Annotated in this window: 23 protein-coding genes; 10 read left to right on the top strand and 13 right to left on the bottom strand. The window is 58.0% G+C overall.

From position 1 onward, the window contains the following. Positions 1-80 precede the first annotated feature (80 nt). Genes CWM53_RS24270 through rfaQ form a run of 4 tightly spaced genes read right to left on the bottom strand, consistent with a single transcriptional unit; the run spans position 81 to position 4,397 of the window. On the bottom strand, positions 81-1,070 hold the full coding sequence (locus tag CWM53_RS24270) for a glycosyltransferase (RefSeq protein WP_100676479.1): 990 nt from the start codon (positions 1,068-1,070) through the stop codon (positions 81-83). 29 nt (positions 1,071-1,099) lie between these two features. Continuing rightward, positions 1,100-2,194, bottom strand: coding sequence for a glycosyltransferase (locus CWM53_RS24265; protein WP_074386952.1), 1,095 nt, complete (start codon positions 2,192-2,194; stop codon positions 1,100-1,102). Positions 2,195-2,196: 2 nt separating this feature from the next. Continuing rightward, positions 2,197-3,324, bottom strand: coding sequence for a glycosyltransferase family 4 protein (locus CWM53_RS24260; protein ID WP_100729713.1), 1,128 nt, complete (start codon positions 3,322-3,324; stop codon positions 2,197-2,199). Continuing rightward, entirely contained in the window at positions 3,321-4,397 is a 1,077-nt protein-coding gene (gene rfaQ / locus CWM53_RS24255) for a putative lipopolysaccharide heptosyltransferase III (protein ID WP_074386954.1), read from the bottom strand. Before rfaQ ends, CWM53_RS24260 begins: the two co-directional genes overlap by 4 nt. Positions 4,398-4,508: 111 nt before the next feature. On the opposite strand from rfaQ, the gene CWM53_RS24250 reads away from it, so the two are divergent. Together CWM53_RS24250 and CWM53_RS24245 are read left to right on the top strand one after the other, a co-directional pair. Beyond that, entirely contained in the window at positions 4,509-5,471 is a 963-nt protein-coding gene (locus tag CWM53_RS24250; RefSeq protein WP_012540311.1) for a polysaccharide deacetylase family protein, read from the top strand. 18 nt (positions 5,472-5,489) lie between these two features. Continuing rightward, on the top strand, positions 5,490-6,569 hold the full coding sequence (locus tag CWM53_RS24245) for a glycosyltransferase family 9 protein (RefSeq protein ID WP_165784249.1): 1,080 nt from the start codon (positions 5,490-5,492) through the stop codon (positions 6,567-6,569). A gap of 43 nt (positions 6,570-6,612) precedes the next feature. Here CWM53_RS24245 and CWM53_RS24240 read toward each other — a convergent pair whose 3' ends face one another. The 5 genes from CWM53_RS24240 to rfaD are packed head-to-tail and all read right to left on the bottom strand — an operon-like array spanning position 6,613 to position 11,643. Next, positions 6,613-7,782 carry an O-antigen ligase family protein gene (locus CWM53_RS24240; RefSeq protein WP_165784250.1) on the bottom strand — a complete coding sequence of 390 codons (1,170 nt, stop codon included), beginning with the start codon at positions 7,780-7,782 and terminating at the stop codon, positions 6,613-6,615. Next, positions 7,760-8,668 carry a sugar glycosyltransferase gene (locus tag CWM53_RS24235; protein WP_088717452.1) on the bottom strand — a complete coding sequence of 303 codons (909 nt, stop codon included), beginning with the start codon at positions 8,666-8,668 and terminating at the stop codon, positions 7,760-7,762. The genes CWM53_RS24240 and CWM53_RS24235 overlap by 23 nt, the downstream gene beginning before the upstream one ends. After that, positions 8,668-9,639 carry a lipopolysaccharide heptosyltransferase RfaC gene (gene rfaC / locus CWM53_RS24230; RefSeq protein ID WP_100729714.1) on the bottom strand — a complete coding sequence of 324 codons (972 nt, stop codon included), beginning with the start codon at positions 9,637-9,639 and terminating at the stop codon, positions 8,668-8,670. The genes CWM53_RS24235 and rfaC overlap by 1 nt, the downstream gene beginning before the upstream one ends. A 3-nt stretch (positions 9,640-9,642) precedes the next feature. Continuing rightward, positions 9,643-10,701 (bottom strand): ADP-heptose--LPS heptosyltransferase RfaF, encoded by a 1,059-nt coding sequence (gene rfaF / locus CWM53_RS24225; RefSeq protein ID WP_074386957.1) that lies wholly within the window; start codon positions 10,699-10,701, stop codon positions 9,643-9,645. A gap of 9 nt (positions 10,702-10,710) precedes the next feature. Continuing rightward, positions 10,711-11,643 carry an ADP-glyceromanno-heptose 6-epimerase gene (rfaD, locus tag CWM53_RS24220; RefSeq protein WP_074386958.1) on the bottom strand — a complete coding sequence of 311 codons (933 nt, stop codon included), beginning with the start codon at positions 11,641-11,643 and terminating at the stop codon, positions 10,711-10,713. 213 nt (positions 11,644-11,856) lie between these two features. Here rfaD and kbl point away from each other — a divergent pair, with 213 nt between their 5' ends. From kbl to CWM53_RS24205, 3 genes are all read left to right on the top strand, one after another. Beyond that, entirely contained in the window at positions 11,857-13,050 is a 1,194-nt protein-coding gene (gene kbl, locus CWM53_RS24215; protein WP_012967063.1) for a glycine C-acetyltransferase, read from the top strand. A 12-nt stretch (positions 13,051-13,062) separates the two neighbouring features. Continuing rightward, complete coding sequence (gene tdh / locus CWM53_RS24210; RefSeq protein WP_004205051.1) at positions 13,063-14,088, top strand: L-threonine 3-dehydrogenase; 1,026 nt, start codon at positions 13,063-13,065, stop codon at positions 14,086-14,088. A 169-nt stretch (positions 14,089-14,257) separates the two neighbouring features. Further along, a complete protein-coding gene (locus CWM53_RS24205) occupies positions 14,258-15,046 on the top strand; it encodes a glycosyltransferase family 2 protein (protein ID WP_100729715.1) in 789 nt (262 codons plus the stop codon). A gap of 5 nt (positions 15,047-15,051) precedes the next feature. On the opposite strand, the gene CWM53_RS24200 is transcribed toward CWM53_RS24205, so the two are convergent. From CWM53_RS24200 to gpmM, 3 genes are read right to left on the bottom strand one after another with little or no spacing between them, the layout of a single operon-like run. Further along, positions 15,052-16,008 (bottom strand): divergent polysaccharide deacetylase family protein, encoded by a 957-nt coding sequence (locus CWM53_RS24200; protein WP_023323385.1) that lies wholly within the window; start codon positions 16,006-16,008, stop codon positions 15,052-15,054. A 3-nt stretch (positions 16,009-16,011) separates the two neighbouring features. Continuing rightward, complete coding sequence (gene envC / locus CWM53_RS24195) at positions 16,012-17,283, bottom strand: murein hydrolase activator EnvC (protein ID WP_061152967.1); 1,272 nt, start codon at positions 17,281-17,283, stop codon at positions 16,012-16,014. 9 nt (positions 17,284-17,292) lie between these two features. Next, positions 17,293-18,837 (bottom strand): 2,3-bisphosphoglycerate-independent phosphoglycerate mutase, encoded by a 1,545-nt coding sequence (gene gpmM, locus CWM53_RS24190; RefSeq protein WP_100729716.1) that lies wholly within the window; start codon positions 18,835-18,837, stop codon positions 17,293-17,295. A 245-nt stretch (positions 18,838-19,082) separates the two neighbouring features. Between gpmM and CWM53_RS24185 the strand changes: the two genes are divergently transcribed. From CWM53_RS24185 to cysE, 5 genes are all read left to right on the top strand, one after another. Beyond that, positions 19,083-19,514, top strand: coding sequence for a rhodanese-like domain-containing protein (locus CWM53_RS24185; RefSeq protein ID WP_008806855.1), 432 nt, complete (start codon positions 19,083-19,085; stop codon positions 19,512-19,514). Positions 19,515-19,620: 106 nt separating this feature from the next. Further along, positions 19,621-19,872: a glutaredoxin 3 gene (gene grxC, locus CWM53_RS24180; RefSeq protein WP_008806856.1), complete on the top strand. Its 252-nt coding sequence runs from the start codon at positions 19,621-19,623 to the stop codon at positions 19,870-19,872. Between the two features lie 60 nt (positions 19,873-19,932). Further along, positions 19,933-20,400, top strand: a complete 468-nt coding sequence (secB, locus tag CWM53_RS24175; RefSeq protein ID WP_002922428.1) for a protein-export chaperone SecB — start codon at positions 19,933-19,935, stop codon at positions 20,398-20,400. Beyond that, positions 20,400-21,419 carry an NAD(P)H-dependent glycerol-3-phosphate dehydrogenase gene (gene gpsA / locus CWM53_RS24170; RefSeq protein ID WP_008806857.1) on the top strand — a complete coding sequence of 340 codons (1,020 nt, stop codon included), beginning with the start codon at positions 20,400-20,402 and terminating at the stop codon, positions 21,417-21,419. Before secB ends, gpsA begins: the two co-directional genes overlap by 1 nt. A gap of 73 nt (positions 21,420-21,492) precedes the next feature. Further along, on the top strand, positions 21,493-22,314 hold the full coding sequence (cysE, locus tag CWM53_RS24165) for a serine O-acetyltransferase (protein WP_061152969.1): 822 nt from the start codon (positions 21,493-21,495) through the stop codon (positions 22,312-22,314). Between the two features lie 81 nt (positions 22,315-22,395). Here cysE and trmL read toward each other — a convergent pair whose 3' ends face one another. After that, positions 22,396-22,869, bottom strand: a complete 474-nt coding sequence (gene trmL / locus CWM53_RS24160) for a tRNA (uridine(34)/cytosine(34)/5-carboxymethylaminomethyluridine(34)-2'-O)-methyltransferase TrmL (protein ID WP_074386960.1) — start codon at positions 22,867-22,869, stop codon at positions 22,396-22,398. Between the last annotated feature and the right edge of the window lie 12 nt (positions 22,870-22,881).

Below are 22,881 nucleotides of genomic sequence, written 5' to 3'. Positions count from 1 at the left end.
GTTCTCTGTTTTGGCGGGCAAATTCTAAGCATTTAGCCCGCGTAAAGCTATCTCTTTGGCGGAAACAGCGGGTTTTTGGTCTATACCGCGTGGCGATAACGCTTAATACGCAGATAACGGCGTCCCAGGCGCCAGCGTAAACGGAAAGTACAGGCGTTTTTCCAGATTAACCGCCAGATACCGCGGTCGAAGAATTCTTTAATAATAACATGCTTTTTCGACTCATCTTTCATGCTGTCGAAGGTGTGGATGATCCCCAGGCCTTCTTTGGCGATCTGCCAGCGACAGGCGGCGATATGGCGCACTTTATCCGGGTAGCGCTGGTTGATCGCCTCCAGCATCTCCAGAATCTTCATATAGTGGCGCGCCGAACGCATCAGCGTGTCGTCGTTGTCCGGCTTATGCGACACCGACTCAGAGTGGATGTAGTAATCATAGAACTGCTGGCTGGTGTACTGCACGCGCTCCGCGGCCAGCAGCGCCTCTGTCGTCCACGGGATATCCTGATGGCGCAGGCCGGGCTCGAAATGGAAGTGGTGCTGGCGGATAAAGTCGTGGCGATAGATGTTGAGCCAGGTGACGTGCAGAAACTTCCGCGAGTCCAGGGCCTGCTTGAGCCAGACATGGCCCGGCAGCACACTGGTCGAGGGCAGGCGATCCAGCGGGAAGATCGGGTGACTCTCACGGCGCTTTTCGTACACGTAGGTACCGTTGCAGGTCGCGATATCGAGATGTTCTTTCTCCGCCATCTCCAGCAGCGTGCGATACATGCCCGGATAGAGTTTGTCGTCGATATCCGGAAACGCGAGATATTTGCCGCTGGCGGCGGCGAGGCCGGTATTGCGCGCGACCGAGACGCCCTGGTTTTCCTGCTCCAGTACCTGGACGTTCTGCAGCCGATCCCGCCATTCGGCGATCACCGCCAGGCTGTTGTCCGTCGAACCATCGTTCACCAGGATCAGTTCATAGCTTTCCAGCTGCTGCTGTTCAAGGCACTCAAAGAATTGCGCAAGAAATTTCTCACCGTTGTAGACGGCAGCCACGATGCTCAATAAAGGCGTTTGACTCATAAATCTTCGATCCTGGTTAACTAACGGCGTCAGGTGCGCTGCAGCTGACGATACTGCTGACAAATGGACACGACGCTGAATTTTTCCAGCGCGGCGTCGTCGATAGTCGGCGGGTTATGGTAAATGCTTTGCATCGTCTGAGCCAGCGCCGGACTGGTCAGATCCGCCAGACCGCGGGCAAGTTCGCCGGTGAGGATCTCGGTGACGCCGCCGGGGCAGCGGGTGCTGGCAACCGGCGTATTCAACAGCAGCGCTTCCACCACCACATTGCCGAATCCTTCGCTATCGGAGCTTAAAACCAGCATCCGTGCGCCTTTGATCCACGGTAAGGGGTTTTTCTGAAAACCCTTGAACCACACCCGATCGTCAACCTGCAGCGTTTTGGCCAGCTGGCGCAGGCGCTGCTCTTGCTCCGGTTTTCCCTGGCCTAACAGCACCAGCGGCGCGTCAATGCCGCTTTGCGCATAGGCTTCGATCAGGCGGTCGTGGCGTTTGCCCGGATGGAAGCGGCCGACGTGAATCAGATAGTCACCGTCCGGTCGCTCGCTCTCGGCTTCCGCCTCGGCACGCAGGGCAGTGATATCGAAGGGATTGTAGATGGTTTTCAGCTGTGCCGGACGCAAGGCGAAGGCTTCCACCAGATCGCGTCCCACGGCGTCGGAAACCGACACCACGTTGCGACCCTGGTAAATTCGCTTAATTTTCTGCTGCTTCATCCAGCGGTCAAAGCCGGTGCGGTGCCCGAGATAGGAGGCAGAGAATACGCCGTGCAGGCAGAACCAGACGTTACGCTCGCGCAGCGCCCGGCTGCGGGCGACGATGCGATCGGTTTTGTGCAGGTTGGAGAGCACGAGGTCAAATTGTCCCTGCTGCTCGGCCTGGATGACCGCGGCGTCCAGCTGGCGGGCGCGGCGGGACAGCTCGGTCAGCTTGCGCCACGGTTTGCGGCAACGATCGGCCACCACCTGGTAGTCGAGCCCCTCGGGTAACGGGTACTCGCAGACATCGCGCAGCGAAATGAGCGACACCCGATCGCCGTCGCGCAGGAACTGTGCCGCCAGGGTCAGGACCACTTTTTCCGCGCCGCCGCCGGGTAAACCGTCAATCACAAATAAGATGCGCATCGTTATTTCACCAGATCCTGATAAAGAGAAAGCAGCTGGGTTGAGAGGCGCTCGCTGGTGCAGGTCATAATGCGCTCGCGGGCGCGGCCGCCTTGCGCAGAGCCCAGCGCACGCGGCGGCAGAGCCATCACCGCTTGCTGTAGCGCCGGGATATCCAGGGCGTCGCAGACGTAACCGTTGTGGCCGTCGACGATAAACTCCGCTCCGCCGCAGCCGGTGGTGGTGATCACCGGCAGACCGCAGGCCATTGCCTCGAGAATGACGTTGGGGAACGGATCGTAGAGGGTGGGCAGCAGCAGACCATCGGCCATTTGATAGAAGGGCTGCGTCTCCGACTGCATGCCGAAGAAGCGCACCCGCGCTTCGCAGCCGAGACTCTTCGCCAGCGCCTGATAGCGCGGCTGATCCTTATCTTTGCCGACCACCAGCAGATAGCGATCGGTGGGGGCGATGGCGCGGATTGCCGCCGCCAGTCCTTTGCGCTCAAAGCCGGAGCCGACGTAAATCAGGCAGGTTGCCTGCAGCGGTAGCTGCCATTTGGCGCGTAAGGCGGCAAAGGTGTCTTCGCCCGGCGGCAGGAAGCGCTGGTTATCAATGGCGTTATAAATAACGTGGATCTTCTCCGCCGGCAGGCCAAAGTCTTCGATAATTTCGCGCTTGATCATCTCGGCGTTGCAGATCACCCCGCGCAGGTGTGAGTCTTCATACATCTCGCGCTCCGCCTGCATGACGTAGCGGTGGTAACGGTCGGCGAACAGCAGGCGGCTTTTCCAGGCCGGTAAAATGCGCGAGCGCTGCTGCAGCCAGCGGTGATGAACGCCATCGCCAGCGCGGTAGAGATCGCAGCCGGGAATACGTTCATGGCTCTGCACCAGGTCGAAGGACTCACGCTGCCAGAGTGCGCGCGCGGCGTTGGCAAAGCCGCGCTCGCGGCTGATGCGCCCCCATTTACGTGGGTTACAGATATGGATCTGCCAGTCCGGTTTCACCGGCCCCTGCCATTCGCGGGTGATGACGTTCAGCTGCAGATGACTGCTGTCGAGGGCTTCCAGCGCGCGGGATACAAACCGTTCTGCACCGCCGTCCGGGCGGTACTTCTGCCGCACCAGAGCCAGCCTGAATTTACTCATGCCAGTACCTTTTTCGCCGCTGCGATTACGGCGTCGGTAGGAATTAAATCGAGATAACGTTCTTCGGTGTTGGTGTTGATGGCGTCCGGATCGGGCAGCGGACCGAAGTCGCCGGCCCAGATCACTTCGCCTTTCGCCTGCCACGGACGCCAGAAAGTTAGCTTCGAGGGGCCGAACAGAGCGACCAGCGGAGTGCCGAGCGCCGCAGCCATATGCATCGGCACCGAGTCGACGCCGATAAACAGGCGGGCGTGATCGATCACCGCCGCCAGCTGGCGCAGCGTTAACTGGCCGGCTAAAGAGTGCAGATGCGCCTGCGGGCAGCCGGCGATGATGGTGTCCACCATCTTCTTCTCTCTATCGTCGGGGCCGGAGGTGAGCACGACCGCGTACCCCTCGGCGGACAGCGCGTTGATCAGCGCGCTCATACGATCTTCGCGCCAGCATTTAAAGAACCAGCGCGACGTTGGCTGGATGACGATGTAGTTTTCCCGGAACTCCTCCGGCAGCAGGGCGCGGCTGGTGGCCCAGTCTGCTTCGCTGTAGCCCATCCGCGCCGGCGCGTCGTTCAACGGGAGACCGAGCGGAGCGAGAATAGAGAGATTCTGCTGTACCGTATGCAGCTGGTTGTGCTGTTGGGTGGAGGCTAGCGCGGTGTGGCAATAGCGCCAGAACGGGTGGCGGCGCTTCGGAAAATCAAAACCAATCCGCGTCGCGGCGCCGGTCAGTTTGCTGATAATCGCGCTCGGCCACTGGTCAGCAAGGTTAAGCACCATATCGTATCGCTGCTGACGCAGCGTCTGAATGAGCTGCCATTGCATCTTCAACTGATGCCTTTTTCCCTGCTTTTTCCAGCGGCGATCGAGACCATAAATATGATGGATATCGGGGTTGGCGGCGAGCATATCCCGGGTCTCTTCATACAGCAGCACATCCACGCTGGCGGCGGGATACTGCTGTTTCAGCGCGTGAATAAGCGGCGTGATCAGCAGCATGTCGCCATGATGGCGCAGCTTAATGACCAGGATCCGCGCCGGGTTCAACGGGCCGCGGGAGAGGGTTTCAGGCGTCATACTCTGTTCTTCATCCAGGATAAGGGTTCCGATTCTAGGGGATCAGACAGATTGAGAGAAGCGTTGTATTGCTCTACCATGACCCGATACGTATGGCCTGAGGACGTTTTCGTGCACAATCCCGCATTTCTCATCACGATTGATACAGAGGGCGATAACCTCTGGCAAAAACATGACAGCATCACCACCGAGAATGCGCGTTATCTCCCGCGTTTTCAGCAGCTTTGCGAAAAGTATGGCTTTAAACCGGTCTATTTGACCAACTATGAAATGGCCATCGACCCCTTTTATATCGAATTCGCCAGAGACGTGATTGCCCGCGGCACCGCGGAAGTCGGCATGCATCTGCATGCGTGGAACAGCCCGCCGACCGAGCCGCTGACCGCCGATGACTGGCGTCATAAGCCTTATCTCATTGAATACAGCGATGCCATGATGCGTGAGAAAGTCGACTATATGACGCATCTGCTGGAGGATACTTTCCAGACCAAAATGGTCAGCCATCGCGCCGGGCGCTGGGCCTTTGACGAGCGCTATGCGCGTCTGCTGGTGGAGCACGGTTATCAGGTGGATTGCTCGGTGACCCCGCGGGTGAACTGGAAGACCGCCAAGGGGGCGCCGCAGGGCGATGGCGGGACCGATTATCGCCGCTTCCCGCAGCATGCCTATTTTCTCGATGAAAATGATATCAGCCGCGAAGGCCACTCTCCGCTGCTGGAAGTGCCGATGAGCATCCAGTACAAGCACTCAGCGTGGATGAACAGCGTGAAGCAGGGCTACGATCGCCTGCGGGGTAAAGTGCGTTCCCCCTCCGTACACTGGCTGCGTCCGATGGGCGGCAACGTGGAGACGATGAAAAAAGTCGTCGAACAAACGTTGACGCAGGGCAATGACTACGTGGAATATATGCTCCACTCTTCAGAGTATATGCCCGGCGGCAGCCCTACGTTCCAGAATGAACGGGATATTGAGCGTTTATACGCTGACCTTGAAGCCTTTTTTAGCTGGCTGGCGCCGCAGGTGAAGGGCATGACGTTGGCAGAATATTACCAGCGGAAAATTACACAGCGCTAACACAGCTCAAGGTACCGTATGCGTATCCTTAAACAATTAACGCGGAAAAAGAATGCTTTTTTCCGCGGCATTAAATTTAATTTAATTAACTATCGATACAGAAATAAGCCAGCGCGTAAAGCCTTTGACCCAGCGGCTGTCCGTCGCGTGCTGCTATTGCGCCTGGACGATAAAGTCGGCGATATGGTGGTCACGACCGGCTGCGCCAGAATACTGGCCGAACGGGGATATCAGGTTTCGGTGTTAACCGGACCAATATGCTGCGAAATATTAGCAGGCTCAGAATTCATTCAGCAAGTATATTTATATCGGCCGCGTATGTCCTTAAATACGTTGCGGGCGGTAGGTTTTGATGCAGTTATCGATTTTGATGACGTGACCAGCTATGAACGCTTTAAATTACTCGCCGATTTACGGGCGGCCAGCGTGATTGGTTTTAATAAAGAGCCCTATAAACTTTACGATCATTCGATCGCTTTTTTTGACAGCAACAGCCATATTTCCCAGCGCTATAAACAGGTGGTGAAGCTGTTTGGCATCGTTGACGACCACCCATATCACTATCATCTCCCCGGCTGTCGCCATGAGCGGGAGAAAGTGGCTCGCTTGCTTTCCCAGGCCGGAGAGGTCGAACTGCGCATCGCCATTAACCCTTTTACCGCCTCCGAGGATAAAGACTTCTGTCGTCATCAGGTGGCGGCCCTGGTCGAGCGGCTACATGCTCTGCCTTACCGGGTTTGTATCGTGATGGTGGGGCGCAGTGAGAAAATTCGGCAGCTTGGGCTGAATTTGGCGCTGTACATCGCCGACAGCACCATCAACTCCGCCGTCGAAGTGATCCGCAGTTGTGATTTAGTCATTACGCCGGACACCTCAATTGTGCATATCGCCCGTGCCTTCGATAAACCGATGGTGGCGGTCTATAACAAGCGCAAACTCAAGGATACCGGGCTGCCCGGCTATCACATCTGGGCGCCGGGCTATGACAAGGCGAAGCAGATCGTTTGTGAAGAAGCGAATGTCGCCGATGTGGCGATTGAGTCGGTGTGGCCCGTGATTAAAGAGCAGGCCGACCGGCTGGTCGCCGCCCGCGGTTGATTTAAAAGTGAATATAAAAAAGGGCCGCTGACGGCCCTTTTTGTTAGCGTTTTTCCGCCAACCCTTTGCTGAGCGCAATGCCCATCGGCAGCCAGAACAGCACCCAGGTCTCCCGTGGGTTGCTAATGATAAACATCCCCTGCGAGGCCATAAAAACCAGCGCGTAAAACAGGATCGCCAGGCTGTAGCGGCTGTCGGTGCGGCGCTTGCGCCACGCCTGCCATAGCCCACAGGCAATGACCGCCAGCAGCAGCAGTAACCCTACAATGCCGCCTTTCAGCAGGGCACCCATATACACGCTGTGGGTGGTCGTGATGTGCTCGCCGCTGTAGTTGATGAAATCCAGTTCATAGCTGAAGCCGCGCCCCAGCCACGGCTGGCTGGCCATCTCCGACAGCGTATGATGCCAGATGCTCAGGCGCAGCCCGCTTTGGGTGCCAAGCTCCTCGAAACGGGCGAGCAGCATGTCACCCACCGGCGTCATGACCAAAAGCAGCGCTACCAGCACGGCCAGCGCCGCGGCGATCAGCAGGTTGCGGCGGGTGAAGACGTGCAGGTGCAGCGTACAGCCGACCGCCAGTACCAGGGCGATGATCGGCCCACGGCTTTGGGTGAGCAGCAGCATCACCAGCATGATGGCGATCGGCAGATAGAGCCAGTGGCTGGCTTTTTCTTTCAGTAGCATGCCGCAGATTAAAATGCCGATGCCGCAGTAACCGGCAAGGTCGATAACGTTCGTTGGCCCGGGGTTCTCGGGGGAGACCGCTCGTGCAGTGAGGACCAGCGTGTGGTCGATAATCAGCGTCCACAGGGAGAGCACAGTGATCCCGCCAACCACCGCCAGCATGGCCAGACGGCGGGTTTGTCCGTCGCTGAGCAGCATCGCCATCAGCAACAGATACCCCGTCAGATACACGCCGTGGGTGATCGGCGAGTCAATATGCTGCGGCGTATGCCCCCACAGGTTACTGAGGGCGTAATAGATAAAGAAAGCCGCCAGCAGCGTCCAGGTCTGCCACTGCTCGCGTAACACCCCGGCCAGCGCCTGGCGGTTTTCCTGGCGTACCAGCGACAGCAACAGCAGCAGGATCGATAAATGCAGCAGATTATTGGTCCGGGTGGACATGCAAAAAATCGCGCTGAAAAATAAAAATAAAGGAAAGACAATCGAGTAACCCTGTCTGGCGTAGTTACTCATTTTTAAAGTACTCATTAAACGCAACCTTTTCGAAGATAGTATCCGGCACAGCGCTTTCTGGAGAAAAATTAATCACCCGGACCTGACGTTGCTGCAGTACCTGAGCGGCATGCGCAAAGGAGGGCATGACGAGGGTATCCACTTTTGTTGCCAGGTACGAAGGCAATTTTTCTTGTTGTGTTTCATAGAATCGCGGCTGGTTAAAGTTGGTCATATCCAGGCCGCTCACCAGGATAGTATTGAAACCCAGCCAGGCGAGAATTTGCAGCGCCCAGTAGACCACCGTGCCGGCATCGAAGATGCCCTGGCGAATATCGGTGCTAAAGCAGATATCCGGGCGCTGGGGATGAAAGCACATCGCCGCATTCTGCTGGTAAGTGCGCTTTATCGCTTCGCTGGCGACTTTCGGCTGGTAAATCTTATAGCAACCGTCCTCAATCAACGCCAAACGGCAGCGTAGTGCGTCCCCATAGCGATCGAGGATCTTGGCAATTCCGTGCATGGTGGTGAACAGCAGAATCTCCGGCTGGCTGACAATGGCGCGGATAATGTCAGGCTTCTTATCGAAAAATTCCATGTCGACGATGGTATAGAGCGAAAAGTGCAGCCGGTCGGCAAGATGCCAGGCGCCATTGACGCCCATCACCGGGATCGTTTTCGATAACAGGGAAAAGTCGATATTACGGGTTGAGGGGCCGGTGGCGGTCAGCAGGACTTCGCCCTGCATGCTGTTTTTCAGCGCGCTCAGGCTGACCAGCGGCACCGTTTTCCCTTTATAGCGTAACGCGCTGATTTCGCCGCTCGGCGCGCGCGTAATGCGGGTAAAAGGCCACAGATTTTCATTGTGACGATAAGCGCGAGGGCGTGTATAGCGGTAGATCTGTTTAAACAGGGATCCCATCAGAGCAGCCCCTGATTTTGCAGGAGAAGATGAACCCGACTGGCCGGAATATCGCTGGTGCTGGTGCTGTTTTCCGGCCTGACGATATGCTGGTTTTTACCGTATCCGCCAATCAACCCCGGATCGGTCGGGCCGTAGAGCGTGAAGTTCGGTTTATCCAGCGCAGCGGTCAAATGGCTCAGTCCGGTATCGACCGAGAGGACGGCCCGGGCGCTGGCCAGGACCTGCGCCACCTGCTCAAGGCTCATGCGCGGCAGCACTTCAACATACTCACGTCCTTCCGCCAGTCGTTTTGCCCGCGCCTCTTCGTGCGGGGCGCCCCACGGCAGCTTAATGCGGACGCCACTGTCGGCCAGCAGATCGAGAAGCTCCTGCCAGCGGGTTTCCGGCCAGTGTTTATCGTCGCGGGTGGTGGCGTGCAGGAACACCAGATAGGGCGCGGTAGCGCTAGCCTCGTGCTGCAGGAAATGGCGCGCAATGGCGTAATCCCCCTGCGTCTGGGGTTTCGCGTAGCCGAGGCTTTTGGCGAACAGCTCACGGGTACGCTCCACCGCGTGCTGCTGTTTCGCGATATGATGGCGGCGATTGTAAAACAGGCTCGCCAGCGGCTCGCGGGCCGTTTGCCAGTCCATACCGTGCTTCACGCCGTGTGCCAGGCGAGTGACCAGCGCGGCGCTTTTCACCAGCCCCTGGGCGTCGATGATGACGTCATACTTTACCGCCTGAACAGCCTCGCGGAAGGCTTGACGCTCCGCTTTAATCGGCGCGGAAAACCAGGCTTTACGCCAGCGGCGAATCGCCACTGGAATGACCCGGTCGACGTTTTCATGCCAGGAGGGGATCTGCGCGAAACCCTCTTCAACCACCCAATCGAAACGGATGCCGGGGATGGCCAGCGCAGCGTCGGTTAGCGCGGGCAACGTGTGTAGCACGTCGCCCATGGACGAGGTTTTTACGATCAATACCTGCATCCGTTACGCTTCCTCGTGCTCGGTTTTTTCCGTCAACAATTCGTTCAGCTCTTGCAGGACGCGTTCTGGCGTGATGTCGATCAGGCTTTGATGATAGCCTTCCGCGGCATCGCCTTTGCGCACTTTGTGGTAGCCGCTAATCAGGCGGATAACCCGCGCTTTATGCGACAGCGGCGGGGTGAAGTCCGGGCTGCTCGGACCGTACAGAGCCACCAGCGGGCGGTCCAGTGCGGCGGCGACGTGCATCAGTCCCGAATCGTTAGTCACTACAGCTTTACAGGCGGCAATCAGGATCACGGCCTGTTCCAGCTGGGTTTCACCCGCCAGATTACGGCACCAGGCCTGCTGCTCGCTGCTGAGGGCGGCGATGATCTCTTTGCCGGCATCGTTGTCTTTGGCCGAGCCGAAAAGCGCAATCTGATAGCCATCGTCGATAAGCTTTTTCGCCAGCGCAGCATAGTGATAGTGCGGCCAGCGCTTTGCCGGTCCGAATTCCGCACCGGGGCAGAAGCCGATGATCGGCCGCTCGTTTGAGAGATTAAAGGCGTTGCAGGCCTGTGATTTTTCGCCATCGTTGACCTGCAGCTGCGGCCACAGCAGCGGCTGCGGCAGATCTTTGGCGCAGCGCATCACGCCGTTGTCGTAGGCCAGCGCCACGTAGCGTTCCACCATCAGCGGCCAGGCGTCTTTGTCCAGCACCCGGGCGTCGTTGAGCAGGCCGTAGCGCATCTCACCGCGCCAGCCGGTGCGCAGCGGGATGTTGGCAAAGAAGGGGATTAATGCCGATTTAAACGAGTTCGGCAGCACGTAAGCGCGATCGTAGCGACGCTCGCGCAGGCTGTGGCCGAGCTTGCGGCGTTCGCCGATAGCCAGCGCGCCGTGGCCCAGCGGCATCGGGATCGCTTCGTTCACTTCCGGCATGCGCGATAGCAACGGACGGCACCAGGCTGGCGCCATCACGTCGATAATCGCCTGGGGATAGCGCGCCCTGAGCGTACGATAAAGACTTTGCGACATCATCATGTCGCCCACCCAAGACGGGCCTATCACCAATATTTTCATGCTTGTTTCTTACGCGTCGCGATTCAGCCAGGCCATATATTCCGTTACGCCTTCGGCAACGGTTTTGAACGGTTTGTCATAGCCCGCTTTGCGCAGGTTAGTCAGATCCGCCTGGGTGAACGCCTGGTAGCGGCCTTTCAGTTTGTCCGGGAACGGGATGTACTCGATGCTGCCTTTCTTGTGGTACGCCAGGGTCGCATCGGCGACGGCCTGGAAGGATTCCGCGCGGCCAGTGCCGAGGTTGAAGATCCCGGAAACGCCGTTTTCCCAGAACCACAGGTTGACGGCGGCAACGTCGCCCACGTAGACGAAGTCGCGCTTGAAGCCGTCGCTGCCTTCAAACAGTTTCGGACTTTCGCCATTATTCAGCTGGGTGTTGAGGTGGAAAGCCACGCTCGCCATGCTGCCTTTGTGGCCTTCGCGTGGCCCGTAGACGTTGAAGTAGCGGAAGCCGACGATCTGCGAATTGGCTTCCGGCAGGATCTGGCGGACGTATTCGTCGAACAGGAATTTGGAGTAGCCGTAGACGTTCAGCGGCTGTTCGTACTTGCGGGACTCGATGAAGTCGCTGGTGCGCCCGCCGTAGGTGGCCGCGGAAGAGGCGTACAGGAACGGAATCTCGCGCTCCAGGCAGTAGTGCAGCACTTCTTTAGAGTACTGATAGTTGTTGTCCATCATGTACTTGCCATCCCACTCTGTGGTGGAAGAGCACGCGCCTTCGTGGAAGATCGCTTCGATTTCACCGAACTCTTCACCCGCCATAATCTGGATCAGAAAGTCTTCTTTATCCATGTAGTCAGCGATGTTCAGGTCAACCAGGTTCACAAACTTGGTGCCGTCTTTCAGATTGTCAACAACCAGAATGTCGGTGATGCCTTTGTCATTCAGCGCTTTAACGATGTTGCTGCCGATAAAGCCTGCGCCGCCGGTAACGATGATCATAACTGTACCTTTGAAGTTGGGAGCCCGAAGACAATCCGGGCATGAATGCTCATATCATATCACCACATGAGCAAGCCTACAGCCATTCGCAGAATAAGGTGCTGGGCTGACGTGATTTATGCTGCAAATAATTCATTCAGGCCTGCATCATCTCGTATCAGCGTATAGCTTTGGGTAATATGTGCCAAATTTTGCCGAATCTGGAGAGTTGCAATGCGTGGTGATTTCTACAAACAGTTAACGAGTAATCTGGAAACCGCTCGGGCCGAAGGCCTGTTCAAAGAAGAGCGGATCATCACCTCGGCGCAGCAGGCGGACATTACCGTCGGCGACAGCCACGTGATTAACTTCTGCGCCAATAACTATCTGGGTCTGGCGAACCACCCGGAACTGATTGCCGCGGCGAAATCCGGCATGGACAGCCACGGCTTCGGGATGGCCTCCGTCCGTTTCATCTGCGGCACCCAGGATACGCATAAGCAGCTGGAGAAGAAGCTGGCCGATTTCCTCGGTATGGAAGACGCGATCCTCTACTCCTCCTGCTTTGACGCCAACGGCGGCCTGTTTGAAACGCTGCTCGGGCCGGAAGACGCCATTATCTCCGACGCCCTGAACCATGCCTCGATCATCGACGGCGTGCGTCTGTGTAAAGCGAAGCGTTTCCGCTACGCCAACAACGACATGCAGGAGCTGGAGGCGCGTCTGAAAGAAGCGCGCGAGGCCGGCGCGCGTCACGTGCTGATCGCCACCGATGGCGTCTTCTCGATGGATGGCGTGATCGCCAACCTGAAAGGCGTTTGCGACCTGGCGGATAAATACGATGCGCTGGTGATGGTCGATGACTCCCACGCCGTCGGCTTCGTCGGCGAAAATGGCCGCGGCTCTCATGAATATTGCGACGTGATGGGTCGCGTCGACATCATCACCGGCACGCTGGGTAAAGCGCTGGGCGGCGCCTCCGGCGGCTACACCGCCGCGCGTAAAGAGGTGGTTGAGTGGCTGCGCCAGCGTTCCCGTCCGTATCTGTTCTCCAACTCTCTGGCGCCGGCCATCGTGGCCGCCTCCATCAAAGTGCTGGAGATGGTTGAAGAGGGCGCAGACCTGCGCGATCGCCTGTGGGCTAACGCGCGTCTGTTCCGCGAAAAAATGACCGCGGCGGGCTTTACGCTGGCGGGCGCCGACCACGCCATCATTCCGGTGATGCTGGGTGAAGCGGTGGTGGCGCAGAACTTTGCCCGCGAGCTGCAGAAAGAAGGGATCTATGTCACCGGCTTCTTCTATCCGGTGGTACCGAAAGGCCAGGCGCGTATTCGCACCCAGATGTCGGCGGCGCATACCCCTGAACAAATTGAGCGTGCGGTGGAAGCCTTTACCCGCATCGGCAAACAACTGGGCGTCATCGCCTAATAAGGGTGTGAGATGAAAGCGTTATCCAAACTGAAAGCGGAAGAAGGCATCTGGATGACCGACGTACCGGAACCGGAAGTCGGCCATAACGATCTGCTGATTAAAATCCGCAAGACCGCCATTTGTGGAACCGACGTGCACATCTACAACTGGGATGAGTGGTCGCAGAAGACCATTCCGGTGCCGATGGTGGTCGGTCACGAATACGTCGGTGAAGTGGTGGGGATTGGTCAGGAAGTGCGCGGCTTTAAGATTGGCGACCGCGTCTCCGGCGAAGGGCATATCACCTGCGGCCACTGCCGCAACTGCCGCGCGGGCCGCACCCATTTGTGCCGTAACACCATCGGCGTGGGCGTCAACCGCCCGGGCTGCTTTGCCGAGTATCTGGTGATCCCGGCTTTTAACGCCTTTAAAATCCCGGACAATATTTCTGATGACCTGGCGTCTATCTTCGACCCGTTCGGCAACGCGGTACACACCGCGCTCTCCTTCGATCTGGTCGGGGAAGATGTACTGGTTTCCGGCGCCGGTCCGATCGGCGTGATGGCGGCGGCGGTGGCGAAACACGTCGGCGCGCGTAACGTGGTGATCACCGACGTCAACGAGTACCGTCTTGAGCTGGCGCGCAAAATGGGCGTGACCCGCGCGGTGAACGTGGCGAAAGAGAACCTCAATGACGTGATGGCCGAGCTGGGCATGACCGAAGGTTTTGACGTGGGTCTGGAGATGTCCGGCGCGCCGCCGGCGTTTCGCAGCATGCTCGATACCATGAACCACGGCGGCCGCATCGCGATGCTGGGTATCCCGCCGTCGGATATGTCCATCGACTGGACCAAGGTCATCTTCAAGGGGCTGTTTATCAAAGGTATCTATGGTCGCGAAATGTTCGAGACCTGGTACAAGATGGCGGCGCTGATCCAGTCTGGTCTGGATCTTTCACCCATCATCACCCACCGCTTCGGCATTGATGACTTCCAGAAAGGTTTTGACGCGATGCGCTCCGGCCAGTCCGGTAAAGTGGTTCTGAGCTGGGAATAACGCCTCCGGTCTGTTGTAAAAATCAGCAAAAAAGGCGCCTGCGGGCGCCTTAATTTAGATTTGGATAACATTTTTAGCCTGCTTAATATTAAGCGCACAATTTCTACATCGATTTTACGGTTATTCGCTTATACAGTGTGTTTAGTCGCGGTTTAACTTTGTAACTATCATGCTTAAACTCTCCGTATGCTTACTGACCTGTAACTCTGCGCGCCTGCTGATGGAGGTGCTGCCGCCGCTGCTAAAGGTGGCCGATGAATGTATCATCGTCGACTCCGGCAGCACCGACGAAACGGTCTCTATTTGTCAGCAGTTTGGTCTCACCGTCCATCATCATGCCTATAAAGCCCACGGCGCCCAGATGAACTATGCCATTGGGCTGGCCAGCCATGACTGGGTGCTGTGCATGGACAGCGATGAGATTCTTGATAACGACGTAGTGGCGGCCATTCAGGCGTTAAAAGCGGGCGAGGAGCCAGACCCAACCTGCGCCTGGCGTTTGCCGCGCTACTGGTTTGTGCTCGGCACGCAGGTGCGGACGATCTACCCCATTTCCTCGCCGGATTACCCGGTGCGCCTCTTTAACCGCCAGCAGGCGCGGTTTAACGACCGGCCGGTGGATGACCAGGTGGTTGGACACGCACGCTCCGTCAGGCTGCCGGGCTTCGTTCGCCATGACACCTTTTATTCGCTGCATGAAGTGTTTAATAAGCTGAACAGCTATACCACCCGGCTGGTGAAGCACCAGCCGGTCAAACCTTCGCTGACGCGGGGGATCGTCAGCGCGATTGGCGCTTTCTTTAAGTGGTATCTGTTTAGCGGGGCATGGCGCTATGGCAAGGTCGGCGTAGTCACTGGCCTGTACGCCACGTTTTACAGCTTTCTGAAATATTTTAAGGCGTGGTACGCCCACGAAGATAACCAGGCGCCCGTCGCGCAAAAGCGAACGGACCCCTGAGTGGTCTAGTTGCCGGGATTGTCCCAGCCCTGCCATTTGAGGCGATAGTACTGGACCAGCGCGCTCTGGCTGATGCTGTCGCTGAGGATAGTGAAGAAGCGGCTGGCGTTCACGGGCTCCAGCGGGCGCTTCGGCTTGCAATACTTCACGCCGTGGAACGGATTACGCGGTTTCTGCGGCGTTGGCAGCGTTTGTTGCGCAGGCGGCTGAGCATAGTTTGGCGTCGAGTTGTCGACCTGTGGCTCGTTGAGCAGGCTGCTCGGGCGCACCAGCGTGATATCCGGCGGCAGGTTATAGACCATCTGCTGCAGCACCCGCACCGTCGTCGGATGCGGATGGCCAATGGCTATCGCCGAACCGTTGCGCCGCGCCAGGGCGATGGCGCGATTGAACTGGGTGCGGATATCGGCTTCATTCTGCGTATCGTCAAGAAACACCTTGCGCTTAATCACCTTCACCCCGGTGCCCTGCGCGGCGCGCATGGCCTGGGTGTTGCCGATGGTGACGCTGTCGAGAAAATAGAGATTGTAGCGCTCCAGGGCCTGCATCACCTTCTGCATGCCAAACAGGTTGGAGGTCATCGCACTGCCCATATGGTTATTCAGCCCGACGGCGTAGGGGACTTTGCCGTAAGCCTCGCGAATGATGCGCTCGATCTCCTCGCTGCTCATCTCGGGGCGCAGGGTGTCTTTTTCCAGCGGCTGTTTGCTGAGCGGCGCCATCGGCAGGTGGATGAGCACTTCATGGCCCAGATTATGCGCTTTCGTGGCCATTTCCCGGGCGTGCGGCGCGTTCGGCAGCACGGCGACGGAGATAGTTGACGGCAGCGCCAGCACCTGATTCTCGGTCTGCGGGCGGTAGCCAAAATCGTCAATAACGATGGAGAGTTTGCCAGCGAACGCTGGCGCCGCCAGAGCCAGCGAACCGGCTACGGCAAGAGCAATTGCGCGAAATTGAAGCAAAACTTATCTTCCCAACCACGGCTGTGGATTGACCGCCTGACCCTGGCGGCGAATTTCGAAATAGAGCGACGGACGGCCCTGACCGCCGCTGCTGCCTACGAGCGCGATAGGCTGACCGGCACGAACCTGCGTACCGACGCTGACCAGCGCGCTTTGGTTATAGCCATACAGGCTCATGTCGCCTTTGCCATGTTCGACCACCACCACCAGACCATAGCCCTGCAGCCAGTCGGCCAGAATGACCCGACCATCGGCAATGGCTCTGACTTCGGTGCCTTCAGACGCGGCGATAACCATCCCTTTCCAACGTAGTTCACCTTGCAGCTGTTCGCCATATCGATGAAGGAGCGGACCGCGAACCGGCCAGAACGCCTGACCGCGCGGCGAGCCCAGCCCGCCGGTGCGTGACATCAGCGAACGTTCGCTTTCCGTTGGTTTATAGGTGGTGCCTTTGCGCGACGCTTCCTGCTGGCGGTCGCGCACCGCCTGTGCATCGCGAGCTTCCCGATCGGCTCGGGCTTTGGCGGCAGCCTCCGCCTGGGCGATACGACCGCGTAGGCGCGATTCGTTAGCCCGCATTTCACTTAACTGTTGCTGACCCTGCTGAATGGAGGACTCCAGCCCGGAAAGGGTCTTTTTCCGTTCGTTACGTGCCTGCTCCAGCTTCGCCTGCTGGGCTTTTTGCTCGTAGACCAGCGTCTGCTGCTGGCTCTGCTTCTCTTCGAGCATCGACTTTTGCACCGCCATCTCTTCGCGCGTTTTCTTCAGTTCCGCGATAGTCTCCTGGCGAGCCTGGTTGAAATAGCTGAAATAGACCTGCATCCGCTGGTTGCGCTGACCCTCTTCACCGCTCAGCACCATCTGGATGCCGGTATGCGGCCCCTGACGGAACGCGGCATCAAGCTGCGCGGCGAGGTTCCGCTCCTGAGACGCGCGCTGGCGCTCCAGCTTCGCGAGAGAAGCATTCATCTCGTCAATTTGCTTATTGAGCTGGTTCAGGCTGTCCTGGGTTTCGCGGAGTTTGCGGGTCGCGGCGGCGATCGCCTCTTCCTGCGCCCTGAGCTGGGCGAGCAGGGTTTCGCGCTGCTGCTGCTGTTGCTTAATCGCCCGCTGTTTGGCGGCGATGTCGGCCTGAATAGATTTTAGCTGATCGCGATCGTCGGCGTGAGCAGATGACGCGCACAGCAATACGCCAGCGCTGAGCGCGCTGGCGTAAAGGACGGATCGAACTGCCGTTGCGATCCATGTAGTTGAATACGTCGCCTTTCCCCTCATGGGGAAGGATTATTCCACGATGAACAGCGGCTTGCCAGTCATCTCTTGCGGGATTTCCATTCCCATCAGCGACAGCATGGTCGGGGCGATGTCGGAAAGTTTACCGCCATTGACCGCTTTGACCGCTTTGTTACCGACGTAGATCAGCGGAACCGGCAGGTTGGTATGGGCGGTGTGCGCCTGACCAGTGGCCGGGTCGCGCATCTGCTCGGCGTTGCCGTGGTCGGCGGTGATCAGCAACTGGCCGCCAACGGATTCCACTGCCTGAGTCACCTGGTCGATGCAGTGATCCAGCGCTTCAACCGCTTTCACTGCCGCTTCCATCACCCCGGTATGGCCAACCATATCGCCGTTCGGGTAGTTACAGATGATGGTGTCGTATTTGCCACCTTTGATGGCGGCGACCAGTTTCTCGGTCAGCTCGGCGGAGCTCATTTCCGGCTGCAGATCGTAGGTCGCCACTTTTGGCGAGTTAATCAGAATACGCTCTTCGCCTTTAAACGGCTCTTCTACGCCGCCGTTGAAGAAGAAGGTGACGTGAGCGTATTTCTCAGTTTCGGAGATGCGCAGCTGGGTTTTATCGTGCTTCGCCATCCACTCGCCGAAGGTGTTAGCCAGCGAGGCGGGCGGATAAGCGCAGGCGACTTTGATGTCGGCGGCGTATTCGGTGAGCATCACGAAGTCGAGGTTAACCACTTTCTTACGTTCGAAGCCGTCGAAGTCGGCGTTGACGAAGGCGCGGGTGATTTCGCGCGCGCGGTCAGCACGGAAGTTCATGAAGATCAGCGCGTCGCCGTCTTCCATCGCGGCATCGGCCTGGCCGGCGGCGCGGATAACGGTCGCTTTGACGAATTCGTCGTTTTCATCACGGGCGTAGGCAGCCTGCAGACCTGCGACGGCGGTATCCGCCTGGAATTCGCCTTTCGCCAGGGTCATCAGGTCATAAGCTTGTTCCACGCGATCCCAGCGGTTGTCGCGGTCCATGGCGTAGTAGCGGCCAATGATAGATGCGATGCGGCCTTTGCCCAGCGCGGCAAATTTGGCTTCGAATTTTGCCAGCGTTTTTTCCGCACTGCGCGGCGGCGTATCACGGCCATCAAGGAAGGCGTGCAGGTAGATTTTCTCAGCGCCGCGCTCTGCTGCCAGCTCCACCATCGCCATGATGTGATCTTCGTGGCTGTGGACGCCGCCCGGAGACATCAGGCCCATGATGTGGACCGCTTTACCGGCGGCGACCGCTTTGTCGACCGCGGCGGTGAGTACCGGGTTGGCGAAGAAGGTGCGTTCTTTAATTTCAACATCGAGACGGGTCAGGTCCTGGTAGACGATACGACCGGCGCCCAGGTTGACGTGGCCTACTTCAGAGTTCCCCATCTGACGGTCCGGCAGGCCGACTTCCAGGCCGGATGCATCGATCAGGGTATGCGGACGTTTGGCCCACAGGGCATCCATTACCGGCGTTTTAGCACTGTAAATGGCGTTATCCTGTTGGTCTTCGCGATAGCCGTAGCCATCCAGAATCACCAGTACCATAGGTTTTTTAGAAACCGACATTGCGACAACCTCATGCTCAAAGACAGAAATTTTGCGTAATTTTACTACAGCTGAATCGTTTAAATCCCCGTGAAAGATCAAAGAAAGGGAAGGGGCGGTGCCAGAGGCGATGGCGAAGGCGGTTTTTTTTTCGTGACCGGCCGCAGAAAATACATTACATCGCGCTCACTGGCTGTATTTGCCGCAATGCACAGGTATACTCCTTCCCTGGTTTTTTATCACTTAGTCGGGAGTTGTAACCCCCCATGCAAGAAATTATGCAATTCATCGGCCGTCACCCGGTCCTGAGCATCGCGTGGATCGCGCTGCTGGGTGCGGTACTGTTCACCACCTTTAAAGGGTTGATGTCGAAAGTTAAAGTCATCACTCGTGGTGAAGCGACGCGTCTTATTAATAAAGAAGATGCGGTGGTGGTCGACCTGCGTCAGCGTGACGATTTCCGTAAAGGCCATATTGCCGGCGCCATCAACCTGCTGCCTGCCGATATCAAAGCCAATAACGTCGGCGAGTTGGAAAAACACAAATCGCAACCCATTATTGTGGTAGACGGTTCCGGCATGCAGGCGCAAGAGCCAGCCAGCGCGCTGAACAAAGCCGGGTTTGAAAAAGTCTTTGTACTGAAAGAGGGCATCGCTGGCTGGAGCGGCGAAAACCTTCCTCTGGTACGCGGCAAATAACTTACCTCGCGTGGTAATGCCGCCGCGCTTTCCCCTTCATGCCTGACGTGAGGGGAAGCTCAGGCTGCGGCGTAAAACCCCCCAGGGTAAAAACAGGAGTAAAGTCATGGCCAATATTGAGATCTACACCAAAGCGACCTGCCCGTTCTGCGTACGTGCGAAAGCGCTGTTGAACAGCAAAGGCGTAACGTTCCATGAGTTGCCGATCGATGGCGATGCCGCGAAGCGTGAGGAGATGATCCAGCGCAGCGGACGGACGACGGTTCCGCAGATTTTTATTGATGCGCAGCACATTGGCGGCTGTGACGACTTGTATGCGCTTGATTCACGTGGTGGACTTGATCCCCTCTTGCGCTAATTTTTGCGCGCTTTCCCTGGCGGAAGCGCGTATTTAAGGACAACACGAAAGGGTTTTACTATGTCAGAACAAAACAGCACCGAAATGACCTTCCAGATCCAGCGTATCTATACCAAAGATATCTCTTTTGAAGCGCCGAACGCGCCGCAAGTTTTCCAGAAAGACTGGCAGCCGGAAGTTAAACTTGATCTGGATACCGCCTCCACCCAGCTGGCTGAAGGCGTTTATGAAGTGGTGCTGCGTGTGACCGTGACCGCCGCGCTGGGCGAAGAAACCGCGTTCCTCTGTGAAGTACAGCAGGGCGGTATTTTCTCCATCGACGGCATCGAAGGCACCCAGATGGCGCACTGCCTCGGCGCATACTGCCCGAACATTCTGTTCCCGTACGCGCGCGAGTGCATCACCAGCCTGGTTTCCCGCGGTACCTTCCCGCAACTTAACCTTGCGCCAGTGAACTTCGACGCGCTGTTTATGAACTATCTGCAGCAGCAGGCTGGCGAAGGTGCTGAACAACATCAGGATGCCTGATGAACGCACTTAATGCTGCAATGACTGTGATCGGTGCCGGCTCTTACGGCACCGCTCTTGCCATCACCCTGGCGAGAAATGGCCACCACGTTGTGCTCTGGGGCCATGACCCGAAACATATCGCGACGCTGCAACACGATCGCTGCAACGCCGCGTTCCTTCCCGATGTTCCTTTCCCGGATACGCTGCATCTTGAGAGCGACCTGGCTACGGCGCTGGCTGCCAGCCGCGACATCCTGGTCGTGGTGCCAAGTCATGTGTTCGGCCAGGTATTACGTCAGATTAAACCGCTGATGCGTCCCGACGCACGTCTGGTGTGGGCGACTAAAGGCCTGGAGGCTGAAACCGGCCGCCTGCTGCAGGACGTGGCGCGTGAAGCGCTGGGCGATGATATCCCGCTGGCGGTGATCTCGGGGCCAACCTTCGCCAAAGAGCTGGCCGCCGGCCTGCCGACGGCGATTTCTCTGGCAGCGACGGATCCGCAGTTTGCCGAGGATCTGCAGCACCTGCTGCACTGCGGCAAGAGCTTCCGCGTCTACATCAACCCGGACTTTATCGGCGTGCAGCTCGGCGGCGCGGTGAAAAACGTCATCGCCATCGGGGCAGGTATGTCGGACGGCATCGGCTTCGGCGCCAATGCGCGTACGGCGCTGATTACCCGTGGGCTGGTGGAAATGTCCCGTCTTGGGGCGGCGCTGGGCGCCGATCCGGAAACCTTTATGGGCATGGCCGGCCTGGGTGACCTGGTGCTCACCTGCACCGACAACCAGTCCCGTAACCGTCGCTTCGGCATGATGCTCGGCCAGGGTATGGACGTGCAGAGCGCCCAGGACAAGATTGGCCAGGTGGTCGAAGGCTACCGCAATACCAAGGAAGTTCGCGTTCTGGCACAGCGTTTAGGTGTCGAAATGCCAATAACCGAGGAAATTTATCAGGTATTGTATTGCGGAAAAATTGCGCGCGAGGCAGCATTGACCTTATTGGGTCGCGCCCGCAAGGACGAGCGCAGCAGTAATTAGCTTTCCTTTGTCACCTGAATGACCCTGCCAGCGCAGAACTGGCAGGTCATTATCATATCGTCTGGAGTATGCAATGCCGTGTGAAGAACTGGATATCGTCTGGAATAATATTAAAGCCGAAGCCCGGGCTCTGGCTGACTGTGAGCCGATGCTCGCCAGTTTTTACCACGCTACGCTACTCAAGCATGAAAATCTGGGCAGTGCGCTGAGCTATATGCTGGCCAACAAGCTGGCCTCGCCGATTATGCCGGCGATCGCCATTCGCGAAGTGGTGGAAGAAGCCTATGCCGCCGATCCGGAAATGATCGCCGCCGCCGCCTGCGATATTCAGGCGGTGCGCACGCGCGACCCGGCGGTGGATAAATACTCCACGCCGCTGCTCTACCTGAAGGGTTTCCATGCGCTGCAGGCCTATCGTATCGGCCACTGGCTGTGGACTCAGGGCCGACGCGCGCTGGCGATTTTCCTGCAAAATCAGGTCTCTGTCTCCTTCCAGGTGGATATTCACCCGGCGGCGAAAATCGGCCGCGGGATCATGCTCGACCACGCCACCGGCATTGTGGTCGGCGAAACGGCGGTGATTGAAGATGACGTCTCTATTCTGCAGTCGGTCACCCTCGGCGGTACCGGTAAAACCAGCGGCGACCGTCACCCGAAAATTCGCGAAGGCGTGATGATTGGCGCCGGGGCGAAGATCCTCGGTAATATCGAAGTGGGACGTGGGGCGAAGATTGGCGCCGGTTCGGTGGTATTGCAGCCGGTTCCGCCGCACACCACCGCGGCGGGCGTACCGGCGCGCATCGTCGGCAAGCCGGAGAGCGACAAGCCGGCGATGGATATGGATCAGCATTTCAACGGCATCCACCACACCTTCGAGTACGGCGACGGGATTTGATGTATTGCCATTTGCCGGCGTTAAGCTCAGAGATGTAACCCGGATAAGGCGCGGTGCGCCGCCATCCGGGAATGGCTCAGGTTAGCTGCGCAACACGGCGCCCGGATACCCCAGCTGGCGCCAGGCTTCATACACCACCACCGACACCGCGTTGGACAGGTTCATGCTGCGGCTGTCCGGCATCATCGGAATACGGATTTTCTGCTCTGGCGGCAGGGCATCAAGGATGCTGGCCGGCAGACCGCGGGTTTCCGGGCCAAACATCAAGAAATCGCCATCCTGATAGCTCACTGCGCTGTGCGCCGGCGTGCCTTTGGTGGTCAGAGCGAACAGACGCTGCGGCTGCGCGCTGGCGGTAAACGCCGCGTAATCCGCATGGCGCTGCACGGCAGTGAACTCGTGATAGTCCAGCCCGGCGCGTCTCAGGCGCTTATCGTCCCAGGTGAAGCCCATTGGCTCAATGATATGCAGACTGAAGCCCGTGTTGGCGCACAGGCGGATAATATTCCCGGTGTTCGGCGGGATCTCTGGTTCGAATAACACGATGTTCAGCATACTGCCCCCTTA

It is taken from the genome of Klebsiella sp. A-Nf5, from assembly GCF_002810545.1.
Classification (GTDB): Bacteria; Pseudomonadota; Gammaproteobacteria; order Enterobacterales; family Enterobacteriaceae; genus Klebsiella; species Klebsiella variicola.
The sequence above is the reverse complement of the archived record's forward strand: the minus strand, read 5'-3'. Positions and strand labels throughout refer to the sequence as shown.